At 62.4% G+C, this 20,963-nt stretch carries 18 protein-coding genes and 1 tRNA gene; 13 read left to right on the top strand and 6 right to left on the bottom strand.

Going from position 1 to position 20,963, the window contains the following annotated elements; genetic code table 11:
• The first annotated feature begins 45 nt into the window (after nucleotides 1–45).
• The 10 genes from NGJ21_RS09700 (at nucleotide 46) to NGJ21_RS09655 (ending at nucleotide 12,007) form a co-directional block, all read left to right on the top strand.
• Nucleotides 46–1,071, top strand: coding sequence for a TauD/TfdA family dioxygenase (locus tag NGJ21_RS09700; protein ID WP_046785075.1), 1,026 nt, complete (start codon nucleotides 46–48; stop codon nucleotides 1,069–1,071).
• A 31-nt stretch (nucleotides 1,072–1,102) separates the two neighbouring features.
• A complete protein-coding gene (locus tag NGJ21_RS09695; RefSeq protein ID WP_046785076.1) occupies nucleotides 1,103–1,888 on the top strand; it encodes a sulfite exporter TauE/SafE family protein in 786 nt (261 codons plus the stop codon).
• Nucleotides 1,889–1,913: 25 nt separating this feature from the next.
• On the top strand, nucleotides 1,914–2,675 hold the full coding sequence (locus tag NGJ21_RS09690) for an SDR family NAD(P)-dependent oxidoreductase (RefSeq protein WP_125923485.1): 762 nt from the start codon (nucleotides 1,914–1,916) through the stop codon (nucleotides 2,673–2,675).
• Between the two features lie 128 nt (nucleotides 2,676–2,803).
• Complete coding sequence (fdnG, locus tag NGJ21_RS09685) at nucleotides 2,804–5,872, top strand: formate dehydrogenase-N subunit alpha (RefSeq protein WP_251962062.1); 3,069 nt, start codon at nucleotides 2,804–2,806, stop codon at nucleotides 5,870–5,872.
• Nucleotides 5,872–6,828 carry a formate dehydrogenase subunit beta gene (fdxH, locus tag NGJ21_RS09680; RefSeq protein ID WP_046785079.1) on the top strand — a complete coding sequence of 319 codons (957 nt, stop codon included), beginning with the start codon at nucleotides 5,872–5,874 and terminating at the stop codon, nucleotides 6,826–6,828. The genes fdnG and fdxH overlap by 1 nt, the downstream gene beginning before the upstream one ends.
• The gene (locus NGJ21_RS09675) at nucleotides 6,825–7,481 is read left to right on the top strand and encodes a formate dehydrogenase subunit gamma (RefSeq protein ID WP_115273456.1); all 657 of its coding nucleotides are present in this window, start codon (nucleotides 6,825–6,827) and stop codon (nucleotides 7,479–7,481) included. The genes fdxH and NGJ21_RS09675 overlap by 4 nt, the downstream gene beginning before the upstream one ends.
• A gap of 4 nt (nucleotides 7,482–7,485) precedes the next feature.
• Nucleotides 7,486–8,412: a formate dehydrogenase accessory protein FdhE gene (fdhE, locus tag NGJ21_RS09670; RefSeq protein WP_115273457.1), complete on the top strand. Its 927-nt coding sequence runs from the start codon at nucleotides 7,486–7,488 to the stop codon at nucleotides 8,410–8,412.
• Between the two features lie 146 nt (nucleotides 8,413–8,558).
• Nucleotides 8,559–9,986: an L-seryl-tRNA(Sec) selenium transferase gene (selA, locus tag NGJ21_RS09665; RefSeq protein ID WP_251962061.1), complete on the top strand. Its 1,428-nt coding sequence runs from the start codon at nucleotides 8,559–8,561 to the stop codon at nucleotides 9,984–9,986.
• A complete protein-coding gene (selB, locus tag NGJ21_RS09660; protein WP_115275466.1) occupies nucleotides 9,983–11,905 on the top strand; it encodes a selenocysteine-specific translation elongation factor in 1,923 nt (640 codons plus the stop codon). Before selA ends, selB begins: the two co-directional genes overlap by 4 nt.
• Nucleotides 11,906–11,911: 6 nt before the next feature.
• A tRNA-Sec gene (locus tag NGJ21_RS09655) sits at nucleotides 11,912–12,007 on the top strand.
• Between the two features lie 9 nt (nucleotides 12,008–12,016).
• Here NGJ21_RS09655 and NGJ21_RS09650 read toward each other — a convergent pair.
• Together NGJ21_RS09650 and NGJ21_RS09645 are read right to left on the bottom strand one after the other, a co-directional pair.
• Nucleotides 12,017–13,006 carry an asparaginase gene (locus tag NGJ21_RS09650; protein WP_115273459.1) on the bottom strand — a complete coding sequence of 330 codons (990 nt, stop codon included), beginning with the start codon at nucleotides 13,004–13,006 and terminating at the stop codon, nucleotides 12,017–12,019.
• Nucleotides 13,007–13,078: 72 nt separating this feature from the next.
• On the bottom strand, nucleotides 13,079–14,521 hold the full coding sequence (locus NGJ21_RS09645) for an alanine/glycine:cation symporter family protein (RefSeq protein WP_115273460.1): 1,443 nt from the start codon (nucleotides 14,519–14,521) through the stop codon (nucleotides 13,079–13,081).
• A gap of 178 nt (nucleotides 14,522–14,699) precedes the next feature.
• Between NGJ21_RS09645 and NGJ21_RS09640 the strand changes: the two genes are divergently transcribed.
• Entirely contained in the window at nucleotides 14,700–15,509 is an 810-nt protein-coding gene (locus NGJ21_RS09640) for a helix-turn-helix domain-containing protein (RefSeq protein ID WP_012312493.1), read from the top strand.
• 67 nt (nucleotides 15,510–15,576) lie between these two features.
• Here NGJ21_RS09640 and NGJ21_RS09635 read toward each other — a convergent pair whose 3' ends face one another.
• Nucleotides 15,577–16,362 (bottom strand): TSUP family transporter, encoded by a 786-nt coding sequence (locus NGJ21_RS09635; RefSeq protein ID WP_115273461.1) that lies wholly within the window; start codon nucleotides 16,360–16,362, stop codon nucleotides 15,577–15,579.
• A 16-nt stretch (nucleotides 16,363–16,378) separates the two neighbouring features.
• Complete coding sequence (locus tag NGJ21_RS09630; protein ID WP_119688184.1) at nucleotides 16,379–17,440, bottom strand: hypothetical protein; 1,062 nt, start codon at nucleotides 17,438–17,440, stop codon at nucleotides 16,379–16,381.
• A gap of 239 nt (nucleotides 17,441–17,679) precedes the next feature.
• Here NGJ21_RS09630 and NGJ21_RS09625 point away from each other — a divergent pair, with 239 nt between their 5' ends.
• Together NGJ21_RS09625 and pgnE are read left to right on the top strand one after the other, a co-directional pair.
• Nucleotides 17,680–18,564: a sugar nucleotide-binding protein gene (locus NGJ21_RS09625; RefSeq protein WP_046785086.1), complete on the top strand. Its 885-nt coding sequence runs from the start codon at nucleotides 17,680–17,682 to the stop codon at nucleotides 18,562–18,564.
• Nucleotides 18,557–19,489 (top strand): UDP-N-acetylglucosamine epimerase PgnE, encoded by a 933-nt coding sequence (gene pgnE / locus NGJ21_RS09620; protein WP_046785087.1) that lies wholly within the window; start codon nucleotides 18,557–18,559, stop codon nucleotides 19,487–19,489. Before NGJ21_RS09625 ends, pgnE begins: the two co-directional genes overlap by 8 nt.
• A gap of 159 nt (nucleotides 19,490–19,648) precedes the next feature.
• On the opposite strand, the gene NGJ21_RS09615 is transcribed toward pgnE, so the two are convergent.
• Both NGJ21_RS09615 and NGJ21_RS09610 read right to left on the bottom strand, forming a co-directional pair.
• The gene (locus NGJ21_RS09615; RefSeq protein ID WP_012312498.1) at nucleotides 19,649–20,332 is read right to left on the bottom strand and encodes an OmpW/AlkL family protein; all 684 of its coding nucleotides are present in this window, start codon (nucleotides 20,330–20,332) and stop codon (nucleotides 19,649–19,651) included.
• A gap of 109 nt (nucleotides 20,333–20,441) precedes the next feature.
• The gene (locus NGJ21_RS09610; protein WP_046785088.1) at nucleotides 20,442–20,957 is read right to left on the bottom strand and encodes a DUF3299 domain-containing protein; all 516 of its coding nucleotides are present in this window, start codon (nucleotides 20,955–20,957) and stop codon (nucleotides 20,442–20,444) included.
• Nucleotides 20,958–20,963 lie beyond the last annotated feature (6 nt).

Raw genomic sequence — 20,963 nt, 5'->3', positions numbered from 1 at the left:
CCCGGCATGGCACGACACCGAATGGCCAATGGAATAGCACTCGAAATGGAAAGCGCATACCTGCAACAAGCAGCCGAGCCTCAGACTTCACTGGAGATCCGCCTGCCCTGGGTTGTCTCCAGTGCCTGGCAAACCTTGCTGAGCAACACCCCGCTCGATTTCGAAACCAGCAAAGAGCTTTACCCGCAACTCAAGGAGCAGGCGCAGGAGGTCTTGGGCAAAGCGCTGTGCCAGCAAATCCGGGGGTTCGTTGAGGATCCGCAACTGACCAGCATGATCGTGCGTAATTGCCCGCGCGATCGCGATGTGCCTCCTACCCCTTACTCCGGTGTGCTCAGCCCACGCAGCACGCCGATTGCCTGCCTGGTCAGCCTGACCATGCAGAACCTGATGGGCATCAACCCGGTTGTCTACGAGGGTGAAAATGACGGTCGGCTGTTTCGCCATGTCATCCCGGCCCGTACTTCATCCAGCCACAAGAGCTCGCATGGCTCACGGCTGCGATTTTCCTATCACGTAGACAATCCCGACCTGCCATTGTCTTCCGAGCCGCTGGGTACGGTTTCCTGCTGCCCGGAATACCTGTCGTTCTTCGGCATGCGCTGTGATCCACGTATCAGCACCACCTTGGTCAACCTTGATGCTGTGATCGCGTCGCTGCCCTTGGCTACCGTGCGCGAACTGTGCGAAGCGCAATTCGAAATCCGCCGCCCCGACTCGTTCACCGGTAACCGCCGCTGCACCGCCGAACTGCCGGTGCTGGTGCGTGGCCATTCAGGCGAGTGGTTGTGCCGCTTCGACAGCGAGAACACCCACGGGCTGAACCTGCGCGCCGAGCAGGCCCTGGCCACCCTGCGCGGCTTGCTGGAAACCCGGCGTTTCGATGAGCCACACCTGCTGCTGCCAGGCGACTTCATGATCTTCAAGAACCAGCGCGTGCTGCATGCCCGCGATGGTTTCGAGCCGCAGAACGACGGCGCTGACCGTTGGCTGCTGCGGGTGTTCGCGGTCAACGACCTGAACCGTGTGCGCTTCGCCCGGGCCGACCACCTTTACGAAGTGCTCTCCTGATTTCTTTTCATTTTTCGACGGAATTACTGCTATGGAACTGTTAGGCGCTTACTGGGCAGAACACTGGCTGCTGGCGATCCTGCTGCTGGGCGCCATTGCCTTTGTCGCAGGCTTTGTGGACAGCATTGCCGGGGGTGGCGGGTTGTTCCTGGTACCAGGGTTTTTGCTGGTGGGCATGCCGCCTCAGGTAGCCCTGGGGCAGGAAAAACTGGTCAGTACGCTGGGCACGCTGGCTGCCATCCGCAATTTCCTGGCCAACAGCAAGATGGTCTGGCAGGTGGCACTGGTCGGCGTGCCGTTCTCACTGCTCGGCGCCTACCTGGGGGCGCACCTGATCGTGTCGATCTCTCAGGAAACCGTAGGCAAGATCATTCTGGCGTTGATCCCTTTCGGCATCCTGATCTTCCTCACCCCCAAAGACCGCCCGATAGAGGAGCGAGAGCTGTCGGCGCGGATGCTCTACACCGTCGTGCCGGTGACCTGCCTGGCCATCGGTTTTTACGACGGCTTCTTCGGCCCAGGCACTGGCAGCATGTTCATCATCGCCTTCCACTACCTGCTGCGCATGGACCTGGTTTCCAGTTCGGCCAACTCCAAGACCTTCAACTTCGCCTCCAACATCGGTGCGCTGGTCGCATTCATCATGGCCGGCAAGGTGGTCTACCTGCTGGCGTTGCCGCTGGTGGCCTGCAACATCCTCGGCAATCACATGGGCAGTGCACTGGCGCTGCGCAAAGGCAACGACGTGGTGCGCAAGGCGCTGGTGTTCTCGATGCTGTGCCTGTTCACCAGCCTTGGCGTGAAGTACCTGGTCTGACATTACCTTCTGGGAGACAAACCTGATGAAAACTGCATTCGTAACCGGCGCCTCCTCAGGCTTTGGCCGGGCCATATGCCGCACCCTGGTTGCCAAGGGCTATCGCGTGATCGGTGGCGCCCGCCGTATGGACAAGTTGCAGGCCCTGGAGCATGAACTTGGCGACAACTTCATTCCACTGGCGCTGGATGTGACTGATATGCAGTCGGTCAGCGCAGCGGTGGCGCAGATCAACGAAGCTGCGCCGGGCATCGATGTGCTGGTCAACAACGCAGGGTTGGCGCTGGGTATCGAGCGGGCCCAAGCCTGCAGCGCCGAGAACTGGCAGCGCATGATCGACACCAACATCACCGGCCTGGCCATGGTCACCCATGCGGTATTGCCGCAGATGGTCCGGGCCGACAGCGGCATGATCATCAACATTGGTTCGATTGCCGGCACTTATCCCTACCCGGGCGGCAACGTTTATGGCGCGAGCAAGGCGTTCGTGCGTCAGTTCAGCCTGAACCTGCGCGCCGATCTGGCGGGGACCCGCGTGCGGGTCAGCAACATCGAACCCGGGCTGTGTTCCGGGACCGATTTTTCGGTGGTGCGCCTGAACGGCGACCTGAATGCAGTGGATGCGTTGTACCGTGATGTGCAGGCGATTTTGCCCCAGGACATTGCTGCCACGGTTGCGTGGATCGCTGAACAGCCGCCACACGTAAACATCAACACGCTCGAAATCATGCCAGTGGCGCAGAGCAGCGCGGCCTTGAATGTGGCGCGCAATCTGCCGCCTTGCTGACTAGGGTCAATCGCACTTTTGGCATTCTTGGCTAGTCTTAACGGTTGGCGGCATCACTTTGCCGCCACCGTGATGACCCGAGGCGCCGGCAATGCCCCGAGCGCCCGAAACCTGATCAGGAGTGCACGATGGACCTCAACCGTCGGCAGTTCTTCAAGGTCGCCGCTGTCGGCCTTGGAGGCTCGAGCCTGGCGGCGTTGGGCATGGCCCCGACGCCGGCCTTCGCCGAGCAGGTGCGCCACTTCAAGCTGGCGCATACCAAGGAAACCCGCAACACCTGCCCCTACTGCTCGGTCGGCTGCGGGCTGATTCTTTACAGCCAGGGCGATGCGGGCAAGAACGTCAAACAGAACATCATCCATATCGAAGGCGACGCCGACCACCCGGTCAACCGCGGCACCCTGTGCCCGAAAGGCGCCGGCCTGCTGGACTTCATCCACAGCGAGAGCCGCCTCAAATACCCTGAGGTGCGCAAGGCGGGCAGCAAGGAGTGGGTGCGGGTCAGTTGGGACGAGGCACTCGACCGCGTCGCCGGACTGATGAAGCAGGACCGCGACGCCAACTTCATCCAAAAGAACGCCCAGGGGCAAACCGTCAACCGCTGGCTTACCACCGGTTTTCTCGCTGCCTCCGCCGCCTCCAGCGAGGCCGGCTACCTGACCCACAAGGTCATCCGCGCAACCGGCATGCTGGGGTTCGATAACCAGGCACGTGTCTGACATGGCCCGACGGTGGCAAGTCTTGCCCCGACGTACGGCCGTGGCGCCATGACCAACCACTGGTCAGATATCGCCAACGCGAATCTGGTTCTGGTGATGGGTGGCAACGCAGCAGAAGCGCACCCGTGCGGCTTCAAGTGGGTGACCGAGGCCAAAGCGCACAACAAGGCGCGGCTGATCGTGGTCGACCCGCGGTTTACCCGTACCGCCTCGGTGGCGGACTACTACGCGCCAATTCGTACCGGCAGCGACATCGCCTTCATGGGCGGGTTGATCAACTACCTGCTGAGCAATGACAAGATCCAGCACGAGTACGTGCGCAACTACACCGACGTGTCGTTCATCGTCAAAGAAACCTATGGTTTCGAAGACGGGCTGTTCAGTGGTTACGACGCGGCCAAGCGTGTGTATGCCGACAAGTCCGGCTGGGGGTACGAACTGGGCGAGGACGGTTTCGCCAAGGTCGATCCGACCCTGCAGCACCCGCGTTGCGTGTTCCAGTTGATGAAGCAGCATTACAGCCGCTATACCCCGGAACTGGCGAGCATGACCTGTGGCATGCCGCAGGACGCCATGATGAAGATCTGGGAAGAGATCGCCACCTGCTCGGTACCGGGCAAGACCATGACGATCCTCTATGCACTGGGCTGGACGCAGCATTCGATCGGCGCGCAGATCATCCGCAGTGCGGCCATGGTCCAGTTGCTGCTGGGCAACGTCGGCATGCCGGGTGGCGGGGTCAATGCCCTGCGCGGGCATTCCAACATCCAGGGCCTGACCGACCTTGGCTTGCTGTCCAACTCGCTGCCGGGCTACTTGAGCCTGCCTGGCGATGCCGAGCAGGACTATGCCGCCTACATTGACAAGCGGGCCTCCAAGCCGCTGCGCCCTGGCCAGTTGTCCTACTGGCAGAACTACGGCAAGTTCCATGTCAGCCTGATGAAGGCCTGGTATGGCGCCAATGCCACGGCAGAAAACAATTGGGGTTACGACTGGTTGCCCAAGCTCGACGTGCCGGCCTATGACGTGCTGCGCATGTTCGAGATGATGAGCCAAGGCAAGGTCAACGGTTACATCTGCCAAGGCTTCAACCCGATCGCCGCGTTGCCCGACAAGAACCGCGTGACTGCTGCCCTGGGCAAGCTCAAGTGGCTGGTGGTCATGGACCCGCTGGCCACCGAGACCTCGGAGTTCTGGCGCAATGCCGGGCCCTTTAACGATGTCGACACGGCCAATATCCAGACCGAAGTGATTCGCCTGCCCACCACCTGTTTCGCCGAGGAGGATGGTTCGCTGGTCAACAGCAGCCGCTGGCTGCAGTGGCACTGGAAGGGCGCCGACGGCCCGGGCGAGACCCGCACCGACGTGCAGATCATGAGCGAGTTGTTCCTGCGCATGCGTCAGCGCTATCAGACCGAGGGTGGCACTTACCCTGATCCGATCATGAACATCAGTTGGCCCTACAAGCTGCCTGACGAGCCGTCCCCGGAGGAACTGGCCAAGGAAATGAACGGCTGGGCGGTCACTGATGTGACCGACCCCTCGGGCGCGCTCATCAAGGCCGGGCAACAGTTGGCAGGCTTCGGCCAGCTCAAGGACGACGGCAGCACTGCGTCCGGCTGCTGGATCTTCGCCGGTTGCTGGACCGAGCAGGGCAACCAGATGGCGCGGCGTGACAACAGCGACCCGTATGGCATGCACCAGGCGCAGAACTGGGCCTGGGCCTGGCCGGCCAACCGCCGCATTCTGTACAACCGTGCCTCCAGTGACCTGCAAGGCAAGCCATGGGACCCGGAGAAAAAGCGCCTGGTATGGTGGAACGGCAAGGCCTGGACCGGCACCGACGTGCCCGACTTCAAGGTCGATTCGCCACCGCAAGCGGGCATGAACCCGTTCATCATGAACCCCGAGGGCGTGGCGCGGTTCTTTGCCATCGACAAGATGGCCGAAGGGCCGTTCCCCGAGCACTACGAGCCGTTCGAAACGCCGATCGGCATCAACCCGCTGCACCCGAAGAACAACAAGGCCACCAGCAACCCGGCCGGGCGGATCTTCGATTCGGTGTGGGACACCCTCGGCAAGCACGACGAATTCCCGTATGCGGCGACGACGTATCGGCTGACCGAGCACTTCCACTTCTGGAGCAAGCATTGCCGGCTCAACGCCATTGCCCAGCCTGAGCAGTTCGTCGAGATCGGTGAGGTGCTGGCCAACGAGAAAGGCATCAAGGCGGGCGACCGGGTGCGGGTGTCGAGCAAGCGCGGGCATATCGAAGCGGTGGCGGTGGTGACCAAGCGGATTCGCCCGCTGCAGGTCAACAACCAGACCGTGCACCAGATCGGCATCCCGTTGCACTGGGGCTTCACCGGCGCGACACGGCACGGTTACCTGACCAACACCTTGGTGCCCTTCCTCGGTGACGGCAACACGCAGACGCCGGAGTCCAAGTCGTTCCTCGTCAAAGTGGAGAAAGTCTGATGGCCAGCCAAGACATCATTGCCCGCTCGGCCACCACCACCGTACCGCCTTCGGTACGCCTGCAGCAGGAAGTCGCCAAACTGATCGATACCACCAAATGCATCGGCTGCAAGGCCTGCCAGGTGGCGTGTTCAGAGTGGAACGAGCTGCGTGACGAGGTCGGCCACAACCACGGCACCTACGACAACCCCCAAGACCTGACGGCCGATACCTGGACCCTGATGCGCTTCACTGAACACGAGCGCGACGATGGCAACCTGGAGTGGCTGATCCGCAAGGACGGCTGCATGCATTGCGCCGAGCCGGGTTGCCTGAAGGCGTGCCCGAGCCCGGGTGCGATCATCAAGCACGCCAACGGCATCGTCGATTTCAACCAGGACCATTGCATCGGCTGTGGCTATTGCATCACTGGCTGCCCGTTCAACATTCCGCGCATCTCGCAGAAAGACCACAAGGCCTACAAGTGCTCGCTGTGTTCCGACCGCGTGAGCGTGGGCCTGGAGCCTGCCTGCGTGAAAACCTGCCCGACCGGCGCGATCGTCTTTGGCAGCAAGGACGAAATGAAGGTGCATGCTGCCGAACGCATCGTCGACCTCAAATCGCGTGGCTACGACAACGCCGGGCTCTACGACCCGGACGGCGTCGGTGGCACGCACGTGATGTATGTACTGCACCATGCCGATACGCCCCGCTTGTATGCCGGCCTGCCGGACCAGCCGGTGATCAGCCCGCTGGTGGGCTTGTGGAAGGGCATCACCAAGCCGCTGGCACTGCTGGCGATGGGCGCGGCGGTGCTGGCCGGGTTCTTCCACTATGTGCGGGTTGGCCCGCAGCGGGTCGAGGAGGACGAACACCCCAGCCCCACGCCACCTGATGACAGCGTGCACCAGGTGGACCCGGCGGTGCATGTCTATGATCCGAAGCAGCCCGGTGGGCAAGGGGAGCAGCGGCCATGAACGACGACAAACCCATCCTGCGCTACAACGCCAACGAGCGGACCAACCACTGGATCGTCGCCATCCTGTTCGTGCTGGCCGGGCTTTCGGGGCTGGCGCTGTTCCATCCGGCGCTGTTCTGGCTCAGCCATCTGTTCGGCGGCGGGCCGTGGACACGCATCCTGCACCCCTTCATCGGGGTGGCCATGTTCGTGTTCTTTCTGTTCCTGGTGGTGCGTTTCTGGCGCGCCAACTTCATCACTGCCAACGACCGCCTGTGGCTGCGCCGCATCGACCGGGTGATGCTCAACAAGGAGGAGGGCGTGCCGCCGATCGGCAAGTACAACGCCGGGCAGAAGCTGCTGTTCTGGACGTTGTTGGTGTGCATGCTGGTGTTGCTGCTCAGTGGCGTGGTGATCTGGCGCGCTTACTTCAGCCATTTCTTCGGCATAGGTTCGATTCGCCTGGCGTCGTTGGCCCATGCGCTGGCGGGCTTCGTGCTGATTCTCAGCATCATCGTGCACATCTACGCCGGTATCTGGATCAAGGGCTCGATCGGCGCCATGCTGCATGGCTGGGTCAGCCGTGCCTGGGCGCGCAAACACCATCAGTTGTGGTACCGCGAGGTGACCGGCGACAAGACGCCGAGTGACCATGGACGTAAAGAAGGATGAACGCTTGAGCACGATACTCGAACCGGGGCAGATCGAAGCGTCGGCGGTGATGCCGCCGTTTCTTCACCTGCCGCCCGCCAACCTGTTCGAACTGCGCGCCATGCGCCTCGAACAGCTCGCTGCAGGGCATGCCCTTGGCGACTACCTGCGCCTGATCGCCCGGCTGTGTCGCATTCAGCAGCAGCTTGTGGATAACCCGCCTGGTGGTTTGCCAGTGGCCGATGACCGACAGCGCCTGTGCATAAGTCATGGTTTGCCACCCCTTGCGGCCGACGGCCTGGTGCGCGAGGGGCCGTGGCTGGCGTGGTTGCAGGCGCTGATCGATCATTTCGACGGCGAGGCCAATGGCCCTTTGGCGGCAGCACTGCTGGCGCTGCGTGGCAGTGATGACAGCCAGCGCAAAGGCTGGGGGAGCGCATTGCTGGCCGGGCAGTACGACGCTGTGCCCGCAGCACTGGTGCCGTTTCTGGGGGCCGCGCTGCAGGCGGCCTGGTCCAGCTGGTTGCTGGCGCTGCCGGCAGTTGAACTCAAGCCGTCGGGCAGCCAGGCCCAGTGCCCGGCCTGTGGTTCGCCGGCCATGGCGGGGGTGGTGCGTAACCGTGGCAAGCACAACGGCCTGCGTTACCTGGCGTGCTCCTTGTGTGCCTGCGAATGGCATGTGGTGCGGGTCAAGTGCGTGTATTGCGAATCGAGCAAGGGCTTGTGCTACACCAGCCTGGAGGATGACCGCCATGCGCCGGGCAAGGCGCCGCTGCGGGCGGAGTGCTGCCCGGGGTGCAATACCTACCTGAAACAGAATTACCTTGAGAACGACGCTGCTGCCGAGCCGTTGGCCGATGACCTGGCCAGCCTGGCGCTGGATATCCGGTTGGGCGAGGAGGGCTTTCATCGGCTGGCACCCAACCTGATGCTGGCGCCGGGTGGTGGGTGAGTGTCTACACTGCACAATTGAGTTGCCCCCATCGCCGGCAAGCCGGCTCCCACAGCTATTTCACCGCTCCCCAGAGCGATGCAGCCCTGTAGGAGCCGGCTTGCCGGCGATGAGGCCCGAACAGACAATGGATAAGGTAGTACCTGATGTCTTCAAGCCTTGCCAGCAATACACCACGGCTCCCTTCCATCGACACCCTGCTACGCCACCCGGCCTGCCTCCCGCTGATCGAGCGTCATGGCCGCGACGCCGTGCTCGCCACCCTGCGCCAGCTGCTCGGCGACCTGCGCGAACCTGTTCGCAACGGCCAATTCGGCGCTGCCGAACTGGGCGCTGAAATCCTCCTGGGCCGCAGCGGCGAGCGCCTGGCCGCCCAGCAGCGCAGCCAGGTACGCCGCGTCTTCAACCTCACCGGCACGGTACTGCACACCAACCTCGGTCGTGCCCTGTTGCCGGAGGAAGCCGTTGAAGCCATGCAGACCGCCGCCCGCTATCCGCTCAACCTGGAGTTCGACCTTGCCACCGGCAAGCGTGGCGACCGAGACGATCTGATCGAAGGGCTGATCCGCGAGCTGACCGGCGCCGAAGCGGTCACCGTGGTCAACAACAATGCTGCCGCCGTGCTGCTTGCGCTCAACAGCCTGGGCGCGCGCAAGGAGGGCATCATTTCCCGCGGTGAGCTGATCGAGATCGGCGGCGCCTTTCGCATTCCCGACATCATGGCCCGTGCCGGTGTACGCCTGCACGAGGTCGGCACCACCAACCGCACCCATGCCCGCGACTATGAAGCTGCCATCGGCCCGCGTACCGGCTTGTTGATGCGGGTGCATTGCAGCAACTACAGCATCCAGGGCTTCACCACCCAGGTGCCGACCGCGGAGCTTGCGCGAATCGCCCATCAGCATGAACTGCCGCTGCTGGAAGACCTGGGCAGCGGCAGCCTGCTCGACCTGACCCGCTGGGGCCTGCCCGCCGAGCCGACCGTGCGCCAGGCCCTGGCCGATGGTGCGGATATCGTGACCTTCAGCGGTGACAAGCTGCTTGGCGGCCCGCAGGCGGGGATCATTGTCGGTCGCAAGGATTTGATCGCGAGGATCAAGAAGAACCCGCTGAAACGTGCACTGCGCGTCGACAAGATCACCCTCGCCGCCCTCGAAGCCGTGCTGGCGCTGTACCGCAACCCGGACAAGCTGGCCGAGCGCTTGCCCAGCCTGCGCCTGTTGACCCGCAGCCAGGCTGAGATCCACGCCCAGGCCGAGCGCCTGGCACCCGAGCTCAAGGCTCGCCTCGGGGGGCAATGGGCCGTCAGCGTCGAGCCGGCGCTCGGCATGATCGGCAGCGGCAGCCAGCCGGTTGCGCGCCTGCCCAGCGCCGCGCTGTGCCTGCGCCCACAGGTGTCGAAGAAACTGCGCGGGCGCAGCCTGCATGTGCTGGAGCGCGCCTTGCGCGATCTGGCGGTGCCCGTGCTCGGCCGTATCGACGATGACGCGCTGTGGCTCGACCTGCGCCAGCTGGACGATGAAGCCCAATGGCTGGCGCAGCTACCGGCCCTGCAACTGGGGCCGGTGCAGTGATCGTTGGTACCGCCGGCCACATTGACCACGGCAAGACCGCATTGCTCCAGGCCCTGACCGGGCAGGCCGGCGACCATCGCCAGGAAGAACGCGAGCGTGGCATGACCATCGACCTGGGCTATCGCTATGCCGCCTTGGCTGAAGGCGCGCCACTGACGGGCTTCATCGATGTGCCCGGCCACGAGCGTTTCATCCACAACATGCTTGCCGGCGCCCAGGGTATCGATCTGGTGTTGCTGGTGGTGGCTGCTGATGACGGCGTCATGCCGCAGACCCGTGAGCACCTGGCGATCATCGAGTTGCTGGGCATTCCCCAGGCGCTGGTGGCAATCAGCAAGTGCGACCGGGTCGCGCCGGCGCGCGTGGCCCAAGTGCAGGTGCAGATTGCGCAGTTGCTGGCGCCCGGGCCTTATGCCGGGGCGGCGCAGTTCCCGCTGTCGAGTGTCACCGGCGCGGGGGTCGAGGCGCTGCGTCATGCGTTGCTGGCGGCGGGCGAGGGTTTGAAGCAGCGCAGCGTGCCTGGCGGCTTTCGGTTGGCTATCGACCGCGCCTTCGCGGTCACCGGGGCTGGCTTGGTGGTCACGGGTACGGCGCTGGCCGGGCGTGTCAGTGCGGGTGATACGTTGTTGCTGGGCAAGGCCGGTAAAGCGGTGCGGGTACGTGGCCTGCATGCGCAGAACCAGGCGGCGCTGGTGGCTGAAGCGGGGCAGCGTGTAGCGCTGAACATTGCTGCCGAGCGCCTCGCGGTGGAGCAGGTGCGCCGTGGCGATTGGCTGGTATCGCAATGGCTGCACGCGCCCAGCACACGGGTCGATATCGAACTGCAGCTGCTCGCCGGCGAGTCCCGTCCTTTCGAACATTTCAGTGCCGTGCATGTACATCTGGGGACCCAGGACGTCACCGCACGGGTCGCCCTGCTCGAAGGTGAGCGCCTGCTTGCAGGCCAGCGCATGTTCGCCCAATTGTTGCTCAATGCGCCGCTGCAAGCCGTGCATGGCGACCGCCTGGTGCTGCGTGACCAGCGTGCCCAACGCACCCTTGGCGGCGGTACGGTGCTGGACCCGTTCGCACCGAGCCGGCAGCGGCGCAGCGAGGCGCGCTTGCGCCAGTTGAACGTGCTGCGTGATGCCGAGGGCCTGGAGCAGGCCTTGATGGCGTTGCTCGACAACGCACCAGGCGGGCTCGACCCGCAGCGGCTGGAACGCCAGTTCAACCGCTTGCGTGAGGGCTGGCAGTTGCCAGCTGACGTGCTGGTGGTCGCAACCAGGCAAGGCCAGTTGTTGTTCGCTAAAGCCCAGTGGCAGGCGCTCAAACACCAGGTGCGCGAACAACTGGCGTTGTTCCATGAGCAGGAACCCGACCAGCTTGGCCCGGACCGTGACCGCCTGCGCCGCTTCGCCGCCCTGCCTGTCGAGCGTCCCGCATTCGTCAGCCTGCTCGAGGAGATGCTCGGCGAAGGCACTATTGCCAGCAGCGGGCCGTGGTTGCATCTGCCTGGTCACACGGTGCAGTTGAGCGACGCCGACAGTGCGCTATGGTCGCGGCTGCAGCCAAGGTTGCTGGAAGGGCGCTTCGACCCGCCTTGGGTGCGGACGCTGGCCAGCGAAGAGAAATGTGCCGAGGCGGATGTGCGCCTGTTGTTGCGAAAGTTGGCCAGGCTCGGCGTAGTGCATCAGGTGGTACGTGACCTGTTCTACCCCGAGGCGACGCTACAGCGCATGGCAGAGCTGCTGCTTGGGCAAGCGAATGAAACACCGATAGTGCAGGTGGCCGCATTTCGCGATATGTTGGGCATCGGTCGCAAGCGCAGTGTGCAGATTCTGGAATACTTCGACCGTATCGGCCTGACCCGCAGGGTTGCCGATCAGCGTCACATCCGCGCCGACAGCGCCCTGGCCCAACAGCAGGCCAGGCACTGAGTTCAAGGAAGGCAATCGCGCCCGGTGGCGCGGCCGGGCTTCAAACCCGGTTGGGGACGGCAGCCGTTCCCGGGCAGGTTCGACTCCCGCTGCCTTCCGCCAATTTCCTGTTCAAGCGCGCTCGCCGCACAGGTCCAGCGCAAACCACTGCTCTGCAGCATCTGCATCCAGCCCCGCGCCCAGCAGCGCAAACATCTTGCCCAGCGCAGCCTCACGGGTCATGCCACCGCCACTGACCAGCCCGGCACCGCGCAGGCGGTTGCCCGCCGCATAGGTATCGAACACCACCGAACCCTCGGGGCACTGGCTGATGGCAACCAGCATCACCCCACGCTGGCGCGCCGAGCGCAGCACGTCGAGCAAGGCTTGGTCATCCGACGGCCCGGTGCCGCTGCCGTAACATTCAAGCAGTAGCCCTTGCACCCCGGTGTCGAGCACCGCACGCAGGTGTTCGGCCTGCAAACCGGGGAATACCGGCATCACGGCAATGTTCACCGGTTGGCGCTGCTGGCGATAACCCAAGGTGGCAGGTACGTCGTTCGCCCGCTCGCCTTCACGATGACGCGGCAACGCGGCGAAGGCGTCGAACGCTTCGCTGCGAAGCTTCGAGGCGCGGCAGCCCTGCAACAGCTGGCCATGGAAGTACAGCTGCACGCCAGCCTCAAGGCCTTGCTCGAACTGGCGCAGGGCACCGCACAGGTTGTCCCAGGCATCACTGCCCGGTGCACCGGCCGGCAACATTGACCCGGTCAGCAGAACTGGCACCGGCAGGCCCAGCAGCAGGAACGACAACGCCGCAGCGCTGTGGGCGAGGGTGTCGGTGCCATGCAGCACCAGCACGCCATCGTGGCCGTCATTGTCCACTGCACGGACGATGGCATCGCGCATTGCCAGCCAGTTGTGCTGCTGCATGTTGGCACTGTCGAGCAGCGGGTTCATTTCCTGCAGCGTCCACTGCACCTGGGGTGCATCGCCCAGTTGGGCGAAGTGTTCGCGCATCCGCGCATCGAAACCACCGGCCGGCGCCAGGCCTTCGGCGGTTTCGAGCATGCCGATGGTGCCGCCGGTGTAGAGGACGAGAAGATTCGTGACTGCACGCATGGAAAGCATCCGTAGCGGTGAGCGGAGAGTAGGCAGCCGCCCGCGAACGGGGCGGCTGGGCAGGCGAGGATATCAGCGCTGCGGCTGAACTTCGCCGACGGCTTTGTCAACGGCTGTTTCGGCCTGCGGATTGGCCGGCCAGGCGTTGCGGTCCAGGTCCAGGTCGGCGAACTTGCTCGAGTCGAACACGGGCTGCTTGATGCCGGCTTTGCGCTGGTCGTCGTAATCGCGCATCACACGCAGGCCGACCTTGAACAGCAAGGCCAAGGCGACCAGGTTGACGAAGGCCAGGCAGGTCATGGTGATGTCGGCGAAGGCGAACACGGTGGTCAGGTCCTGTACCGAACCCCAGACCACCAGCGCCAGTACCAGGCCACGGAACACCAGCAGTACCAGGCGGTTGCGGCTGAGGAACTGCAGGCTGTTCTCGCCCAGGTAGTAGTTGTAGAGGATGCAGGTGAAGACGAACAGCGACAGCGCGACGCTGACGAACAGGCGGCCCCAGTCACCGACCACGGCGGCCAGCGAGTTCTGCGTCAGGACAATACCGTCACCTTCGAAACCCGGGGTATAGAAGCCAGACAGCAGGATCAGCAGGGCGGTGCAGGTGCAGATCAGGAAGGTGTCGAGGAACACGCTGAAAGCCTGGACCACGCCTTGCGCGCCCGGGTGCTTCACGGCAGCCACGGCAGCGACGTTGGGCGCACTGCCCAAGCCTGCTTCGTTGGCGAACACGCCGCGTTTCACGCCCATGACGATGGCGCTGCCGAGCAGGCCGGCGAATGCAGGGTCCAGGCCGAAGGCGCTTTTGAAGATGGTTTCCAGCATTGCCGGTACGTGTTCGATCTGGGTGCCGATCACGTACAGGGTCACGCCGATGTAGGCCAGGGTCTTGACCGGTACCAGCAGGTCGGAGACTGCGGCGATACGCTTGATGCCACCCAGGAACACGATAGCCAGCAGTACCGCCAGGGCGATACCGGTGTGGCTTGGGTCGAAGCCGAAGGCGTTCTGCAGCGAATGTGTCACGGTGTACGACTGCAGGCCCATGAAGGCGAAGCCGTAGGTGACCAGCAGCAGGATCGAGAACACGATGGCCATGCTCCTGAGCTTCAGGCCGTGCAGGATGTAGTAGGCCGGGCCACCACGGTACAGGCCATCGCCATCGGCGCGCTTGTACACCTGGGCCAGGGTACATTCGAAGAAGCTGCTGGCCATGCCCACCAGTGCGGTGACCCACATCCAGAACACGGCCCCCGGGCCACCCAGGGTCACGGCGATGCCGACACCGGCGATGTTACCGGCGCCAACGCGGCCGGCCAGGCTCAGCATCAGGGCCTGGAAGGAGCTCAGCTGGCCTGCCTGGCCACGCAGCGATTCCTTGAACACACTGAACATGTGGGCGAAATGGCGGAACTGTACGAACCGCGAGCGGATGGTGAAGTAACCGCCGAGACCGACGATCAGCACGATGAGAAGCTTCCCCGAAAGGAAATCGTTGAGTGCTTCGAGCATTGGAAAATGACCTCGATTCTTATTCTTCGCGTGAAAAGACCAGCGGACGGCAGGCGCACCGCTATCGTTGGGGCGCATGGTTGGCCATGACAAGAGTGGTTACAATTTCGCGGGTTGCTCTGAATTGATGCGACTTGATGCTACACTTGCGCCATTCGCGTCACCCTGGATTCAGAACATGAGCGATCATTTCGCTACCAACCTCAAATTGGCCTGCAGCCACTACCGCTCTATCTCCGAAGTTTGCCGCCAGCTGTCGATCAACCGTGCGCAGTTCAACAAGTACCTGAGCGGGCAGAGCCGCCCGACGGCGTTCAACCTCAAGCGCATCGGTGATTTCTTCGGTGTCGAGGACTACGAGCTGAACTTGCCTCCCGAGCAGTTCGCCCGCCTGATCGGCGCCCGGGTATCGGCCGTGGCCGATCAGCCCAGCGACCCGATCAGCGAGCTGTTCCGCCCGTTGCACGAGCACGCCGGCAACCTGTCGCGCTACTGCGGCTATTACTTCGAGTACTCCAACTGCATGTCGGTACCTGGCACGATCCTGGTGTCACTGGTGCACCTGCGCGAGGAGCGCGGCCGCTTCCTGTTCGAACGCCAGGAGCGTCAGGAGCGCTCCACCGCCACCGACCTGCATGCCGAGGTGCGTTGCCGCTACCTGGGCGCGGCGTTCCAGTTGCAGGACCGGATGTTTCTCATCGACTACGAGTCGCTGACCCTGAACGAGATGAGCCAGACCATCCTCATCCCCAGCTTCAAGAGCCGCATCACCCGCTTGAATGGCCTGAAGACCGGTGTTTCCAGCGGCGACCGGCGCAACCCGGCCTGCACACGGGTGGTGTGGGAGTACCTGGGTGAGGAGATCAACCGCATCAACGCCTACCGGCAGGTGAAGCTGTATCAGCCGGACGATCCGCGAATCGATGACGACGTGCGTGAGCGGCTGAGTGTGGGGCCACTCAGTAACGGCTTGTTCGAAATCGAATAGATTGAGCGTCTGTATGGGTATCGCTGCGGGTGACCATCTGATAGGTAAATGGCCAGCCAACAACGCGTCAAAGCTGTCGCAACCACTCCCCAGCCGGATGTCCCTCATTGAGTAACAGCTTCAACGACATCAGGCAGCAAACAGTGATTAGCAATGGCTTGATCAGCCGTGGCCCGAAGTAGATAGCACAACGTGCGCCAAGTTGTGCGCCAACAATGGCGCAAAGTGCCATTGCCAGGGCTAAAGGCCAGATGATTGCGCCGCTAAAGGCAAAGACCGAAAGGGCGCCGAGGTTGCAGGATGCATTGAGCAGTTTGCTGCTGCAGATCGCCTGCATAAGATGCTGCCCCAAGAGTAAGGTGAAGGCGACCATGAAAAATGAACCCGTGCCTGGTCCAAAGATACCGTCGTAGAACCCAATGGCTGGAGCAACTACCAGCGTGAAGCCCAGATACGACATCCTCTGCCTGCGATCCTTGGTACCAAGCTTGGGGCTGAACGCAAAATAGAGGGCTACTGTAATTAGCAAGATGGGGGCAATTGATTCCAGGAGGGCTTTGTCGAGCATGCTGATCGACAATGCACCCGTAACGCCACCCGCGAACGACAAAGCGGCCATCGGCCCGCCCGTTCGCCACTGGATCATTCGCTTGCGGGCGAACGCCCACACTGCTGAAACACTGGCTGAAGACGCCTGAAATTTGTTGGTAGCCATTGCAGCCAACGGATCGACACCTGCAATGAAAAAGGCCGGCAACGTAAGTAATCCTCCGCCTCCTGCTATCGCATCAAAGAAGCCGGCGAGCAATGCGACAGCGGCCAGCGTCAAGAGTATTGAAACTTCAGTCTCCATTTTTCTCTACCCCGCCTTAGCCGCGTACGATCAGTGGATCTTGTTGTAATGTCACCGGCCGTGCATCAGGTGAGTACCCGAATAGACGAACCAGTAGTCTTCGGTTGTCCTTGACGATGTCGCGAGCGTGAAGTGCCTGGCTGTTATTAATCAATATTGCGGAGTCAGGGCTTGGTAGAAAGTCGTAGGGTTGCTCGTTTTCTAGTAAGGCTTGCAATGTTTGATAAGCCTGTCGTGTTGAATGGCTGGCTTCATGGTGCAATGAGTGTCTATAGCTATTATAGCGGAGGGTAAAATCACCTCTAGAATCGAACTGAAGTATTGAACTTGCGTTCATCCCCTGATGCTCATCGTTAACGAAGCAGTCGCTGCGGGTAAAGCAAAATGACTTGGAAGATAACGCCAGCCCCTCAAGGGCGTTGAGTTTTGAAATTGCATTGCGTACGGGTATCACTTGCGTCGGTTCCCGTAATGGATTCCATCTTGCACTCAGGATCAATGCGCTTGGGGCTGGGGAATGCTCACCTTCGCACTGAACCGAGCAGGTATAGGGAGGTTCAGTGTGCGGACCTAGCTGAACGCCTGCATGGGAACTCAGTTCCGCGTGATGGTGGCTAAATTCATTCGGCAGCGATCGTTCTCCACCGCCTTTGAAATTACCAACAATCCGTACTTGCATGCCGCCATTGTCGATATCGAAAGCGAATGAGCGGTAGTCGACAAGGTTCAAAAGAATCTGGTTTCGTGATGCCATATAGAGGATTGCGGGGTCGGTTTTCAGAGTTTCAATGTCTGCCAGGCACTTTGGTACAGGGTCGGCATGGGGGGCTTCCATTGCCGCGAATTCAAGTGCTGCCGCTTTTCCGGAGGCAAATATTTCAAGCGATTCGAGTTGTACATCGTCCAGTGAGCTTTTCAATATTTGTGCCTGGCAGGCAGATAGTGCAGCAGCGCCTGCGGCATCTGGGCCGCCGATGGCGGCAGTTTGTCTGGAGCCGTGATCAAGTATGCTGGCTTGAAGTTTACTGAATGTGAGATGGAGGATCTCGGGTCTGGCTTTAGCGTTTACCCCTGGCATTGTTGTTCTCCTTGTATGTAGGGAAAGGTAAAACTTATTGTTAGGGCGCCGACTATTTAGCCAGATATTTTTTACCGCTGATGTAAGGTCGAGGTCTTGCGAGCTGTGGGGGATGTCCATGGGTCTGGTAGGAATCGTCTTAGGTAGGTAGTGCTGTCAGCCTCAGGGTTGGACTTCCCCGTCTGGAAACCGCAAAATGAACCCTTTCCCTCATCAACCTGTTCGGATCTGCTGACTCTATGCGTATGCGCCTGATGCTGTTGGGTGGTGGCAATGCCCTCGGGCAAGCGCTGATTCGTCTCGGGGCCGAGGAGGACATCGCATTTCTGGCGCCGCGCCCGCCGGAAGACGGCTGGACGCCAGCAAGCCTGACCCAGCTGCTTGACGATCATCGCCCCGATGCGCTGGTCAACCTGGCTTACTACTTCGACTGGTTCCAGGCCGAGTCGGTCAGCGAGCCGCGCCTGGCTCAGCAGGAGCGGGCGGTGGAGCGCTTGGCGGAGCTGTGCCAGCATCACCAGATCACCCTGGTGCAGCCTTCCAGCTACCGGGTGTTCGATGGTTCGCGTGCCACGGCCTATAGCGAAAAAGATGAGCCCGTGCCGTTGGGCCTGCGTGGCCAGGCCTTGTGGCGCATCGAACAGAGCGTGCGTGCGGCCTGCCCGCAGCATGTGCTGCTGCGCTTCGGCTGGTTGCTGGACGAGAGCATCGACGGTGCCCTGGGCCGCTTCCTGACCCGCGCCGAGCAACCGCAGGAGCTGTTGCTGGCCGATGACCGCCGCGGCAACCCGACGCCGGTCGACGATGCCGCGCGGGTGATCCTGTCGGTGCTCAAGCAGCTCGATTGCACCGCGCCGCTGTGGGGCACTTACCACTACGCCGGTAACGAGGCGACCACGCCGCTGGCGCTGGGCCAGGCGATCCTCACCGAGGCCGGGCAGCATCGCCAGCTGGCCGTGCAGGCACCGACCGCGCAGGCGCATGCCGCCCGCCCGGATGCCAGTGAAGAGCCGCAGAACGCGGTGCTGGCCTGCAAGAAAATCCTTCATACCTTCGGCATCAAGCCGCGTGCCTGGCGCGCCGGCCTGCCGCCTCTACTGGACCGTTTCTACCGCCATGGCTGACGCCCCCATCCTGATCACCGGCGGCGCCGGCTTCATTGGCTCCCACCTGTGCGATGCGTTGCTGGCTAAAGGCTACGCGGTGCGTGTGCTGGACGACCTTTCCACTGGCAAGCGCGACAACCTGCAACTGGGCAACCCGCGCCTTGAGCTGGTCGAGGGTGATGTTGCCGATGCCGCATTGGTGCAGCGCGCCGCGGCAGGTTGCAGCGCTGTGGTTCATTTGGCCGCGGTGGCTTCGGTGCAGGCTTCGGTCGAAGACCCGGTAAAGACCCACCAGAGCAATTTCATCGGCACCCTCAATGTCTGTGAGGCCATGCGCCTGCAGGGTGTGCGCCGGGTGCTGTTCGCCTCCAGCGCGGCGGTGTACGGCAATAACGGCGAAGGCCAGTCGATTGCCGAGGAGACGCCCAAGGCACCGCTGACCCCCTATGCGGTGGACAAGCTGGCCAGCGAGCAATACCTGGACTTCTACCGCCGCCAGCATGGGCTGGAGCCGGTGGTGTTCCGCTTCTTCAACATCTTCGGGCCGCGCCAGGACCCTTCGTCCCCGTACTCCGGGGTGATCAGCATTTTCAGTGAGCGGGCCACCCAAGGGTTGCCGATCACGGTGTTCGGCGACGGCGAGCAAACTCGGGATTTCCTGTATGTGGGCGACCTGGTGCAGGTGATGGTGCAGGCGCTCGAGCAGCCGCAGGTGGAAGAGGGCGCGGTGAATATCGGCCTGAACCAAGCGACTTCGCTGAACCAGTTGCTCAAGGCGCTGGAAACCGTGGTCGGCAGCTTGCCGCCTGTCAGTTATGGCGAGGCTCGTTCGGGTGACATTCGCCACTCGCGGGCGGATAACCAGCGTTTGCTGGCACGATTCGATTTTCCGCAGCCGACTTCGATGGTCGAAGGGCTGGCGCACTTGCTCGGCAAGGCCTGACTTAGGCCGCTTTGCGGCCCATCGCCGGCAAGCCGGCTCCCACGCTGATTGATGTACTCCGCACCTTGTGGGAGCTGGCTTGCCGGCGATGGGCTGCGTAGCAGCCCTAATGAGACTAACTGACTGGCATCAGGCCTTGGCCGCCCTGCATCGCAGTGGTCAGAACTTGTAGCCAAGGCCGACCATGTAGACCCACGGGTCGACTTCCACGTTGACCTTGGTCTTGCTGTAGCCCAGCGCGCTCGGGCCGTCGACGGTGGCCTTGGTGTCGATATCGACGTACCAGACCGAAGCGTTGACCAACAGGTTGTCGGTGAGCATGTAGTCCATCCCCAACTGCCCGGCGATACCGACCGAGTCCTGCAGCTTGAGGTTGCTGAAGCCTTGTTGCTTGCGCGCGCTGCTCAGGTCTTCGTCGAAGAACAGGGTGTAGTTGATGCCGATGCCCGCGTACGGCTGGAAGCGCGAGTTCGGTGCCATCGGGTAGTACTGCAGCGACAGGGTCGGTGGCAGTTGCTTGATGTCGGCCAGCTTGCCGTCCAGGCCGCCACCCAGGCCCTTCACGCCCACGGTGTGCTGGAACGGCGTGGCCGCCAGCAGTTCAAGGCCGACGTGGTCGGTGAGCATGTAGGCGAAAGTCAGGCCCAGTTGGGTGTCGCTGTCCAGGGTCGCCTTGGTGCCCGACACCTTGTTGCCGTCGAACTTCAGGTCGCCGCTGCTTTCGTTCGGGGCGGTGGTGATCGCGCCTGCGCGCAGGATCATGTCTCCCGCCTGGTAGGCGTGGGCGGCAGGGGCGGCGAGCGCAAGGGCCACAAGTGAGGCGCCGAGCAAGGACTTGTTCATGGAAGCTCCGAAAGGACGTGAGTAATCAAGTTGTCCAATGGTACGGAGCCGTCTAAACCGAATGTTTGACCCAGCTCAAAGAACTGCGTTCACGAATTAGAAACAGTTCTCACTTCAGCTCATAAACGTATATTTTCTCGGCTTCCATCTGGTAGCCGGCGTCGGCCAGTTCGCTGCTGGAGGCTCTGACGTGCAGCTTTCCTTCAATCCAGTAGGGCTGGTACAGGTCTTCGACGCGTACGCCCATTTCGCTGAAAATATGCACGATCTGGTTGGAGGGCGGTGGCGGTACATGGATACAGGCGCCGTAGTAGGGCACTAACAGGAACTCGGTAGTGCGACCTTCTTCGCTGACTTCCAGTGGCACGATATAGCCGGGAAGTTTGATTTGCTGGCCGTCCAGGTCCTTGACCACCGGCGCATCGGGCGCTTGCTGGCGCGCCGCTGGGGCTGATTCAGCGGACAGCGCGCTGCTCAGTTGCGACATGTCGTGTAGCGGGGCGAGTTGCGGCGGGATGATCGGCGCGCCTTCCGGGATCAGTGCAGGCCAGTCGAGTTCGCGGGGTTCGGCCGCCCAGGTGGGGGCGGCGAGCATCAGCAGGGATAAAAACAGCGCGCGGAACATGGCGTT

The sequence above is a fragment of the Pseudomonas sp. Marseille-Q5299 genome (genome assembly GCF_943737035.1).
In the GTDB taxonomy this organism is placed as follows: Bacteria; Pseudomonadota; Gammaproteobacteria; order Pseudomonadales; family Pseudomonadaceae; genus Aquipseudomonas; species Aquipseudomonas putida_E.
Note: the sequence above shows the minus strand (reverse complement) of the source record. Positions and strands in the feature narration are given on the sequence as shown.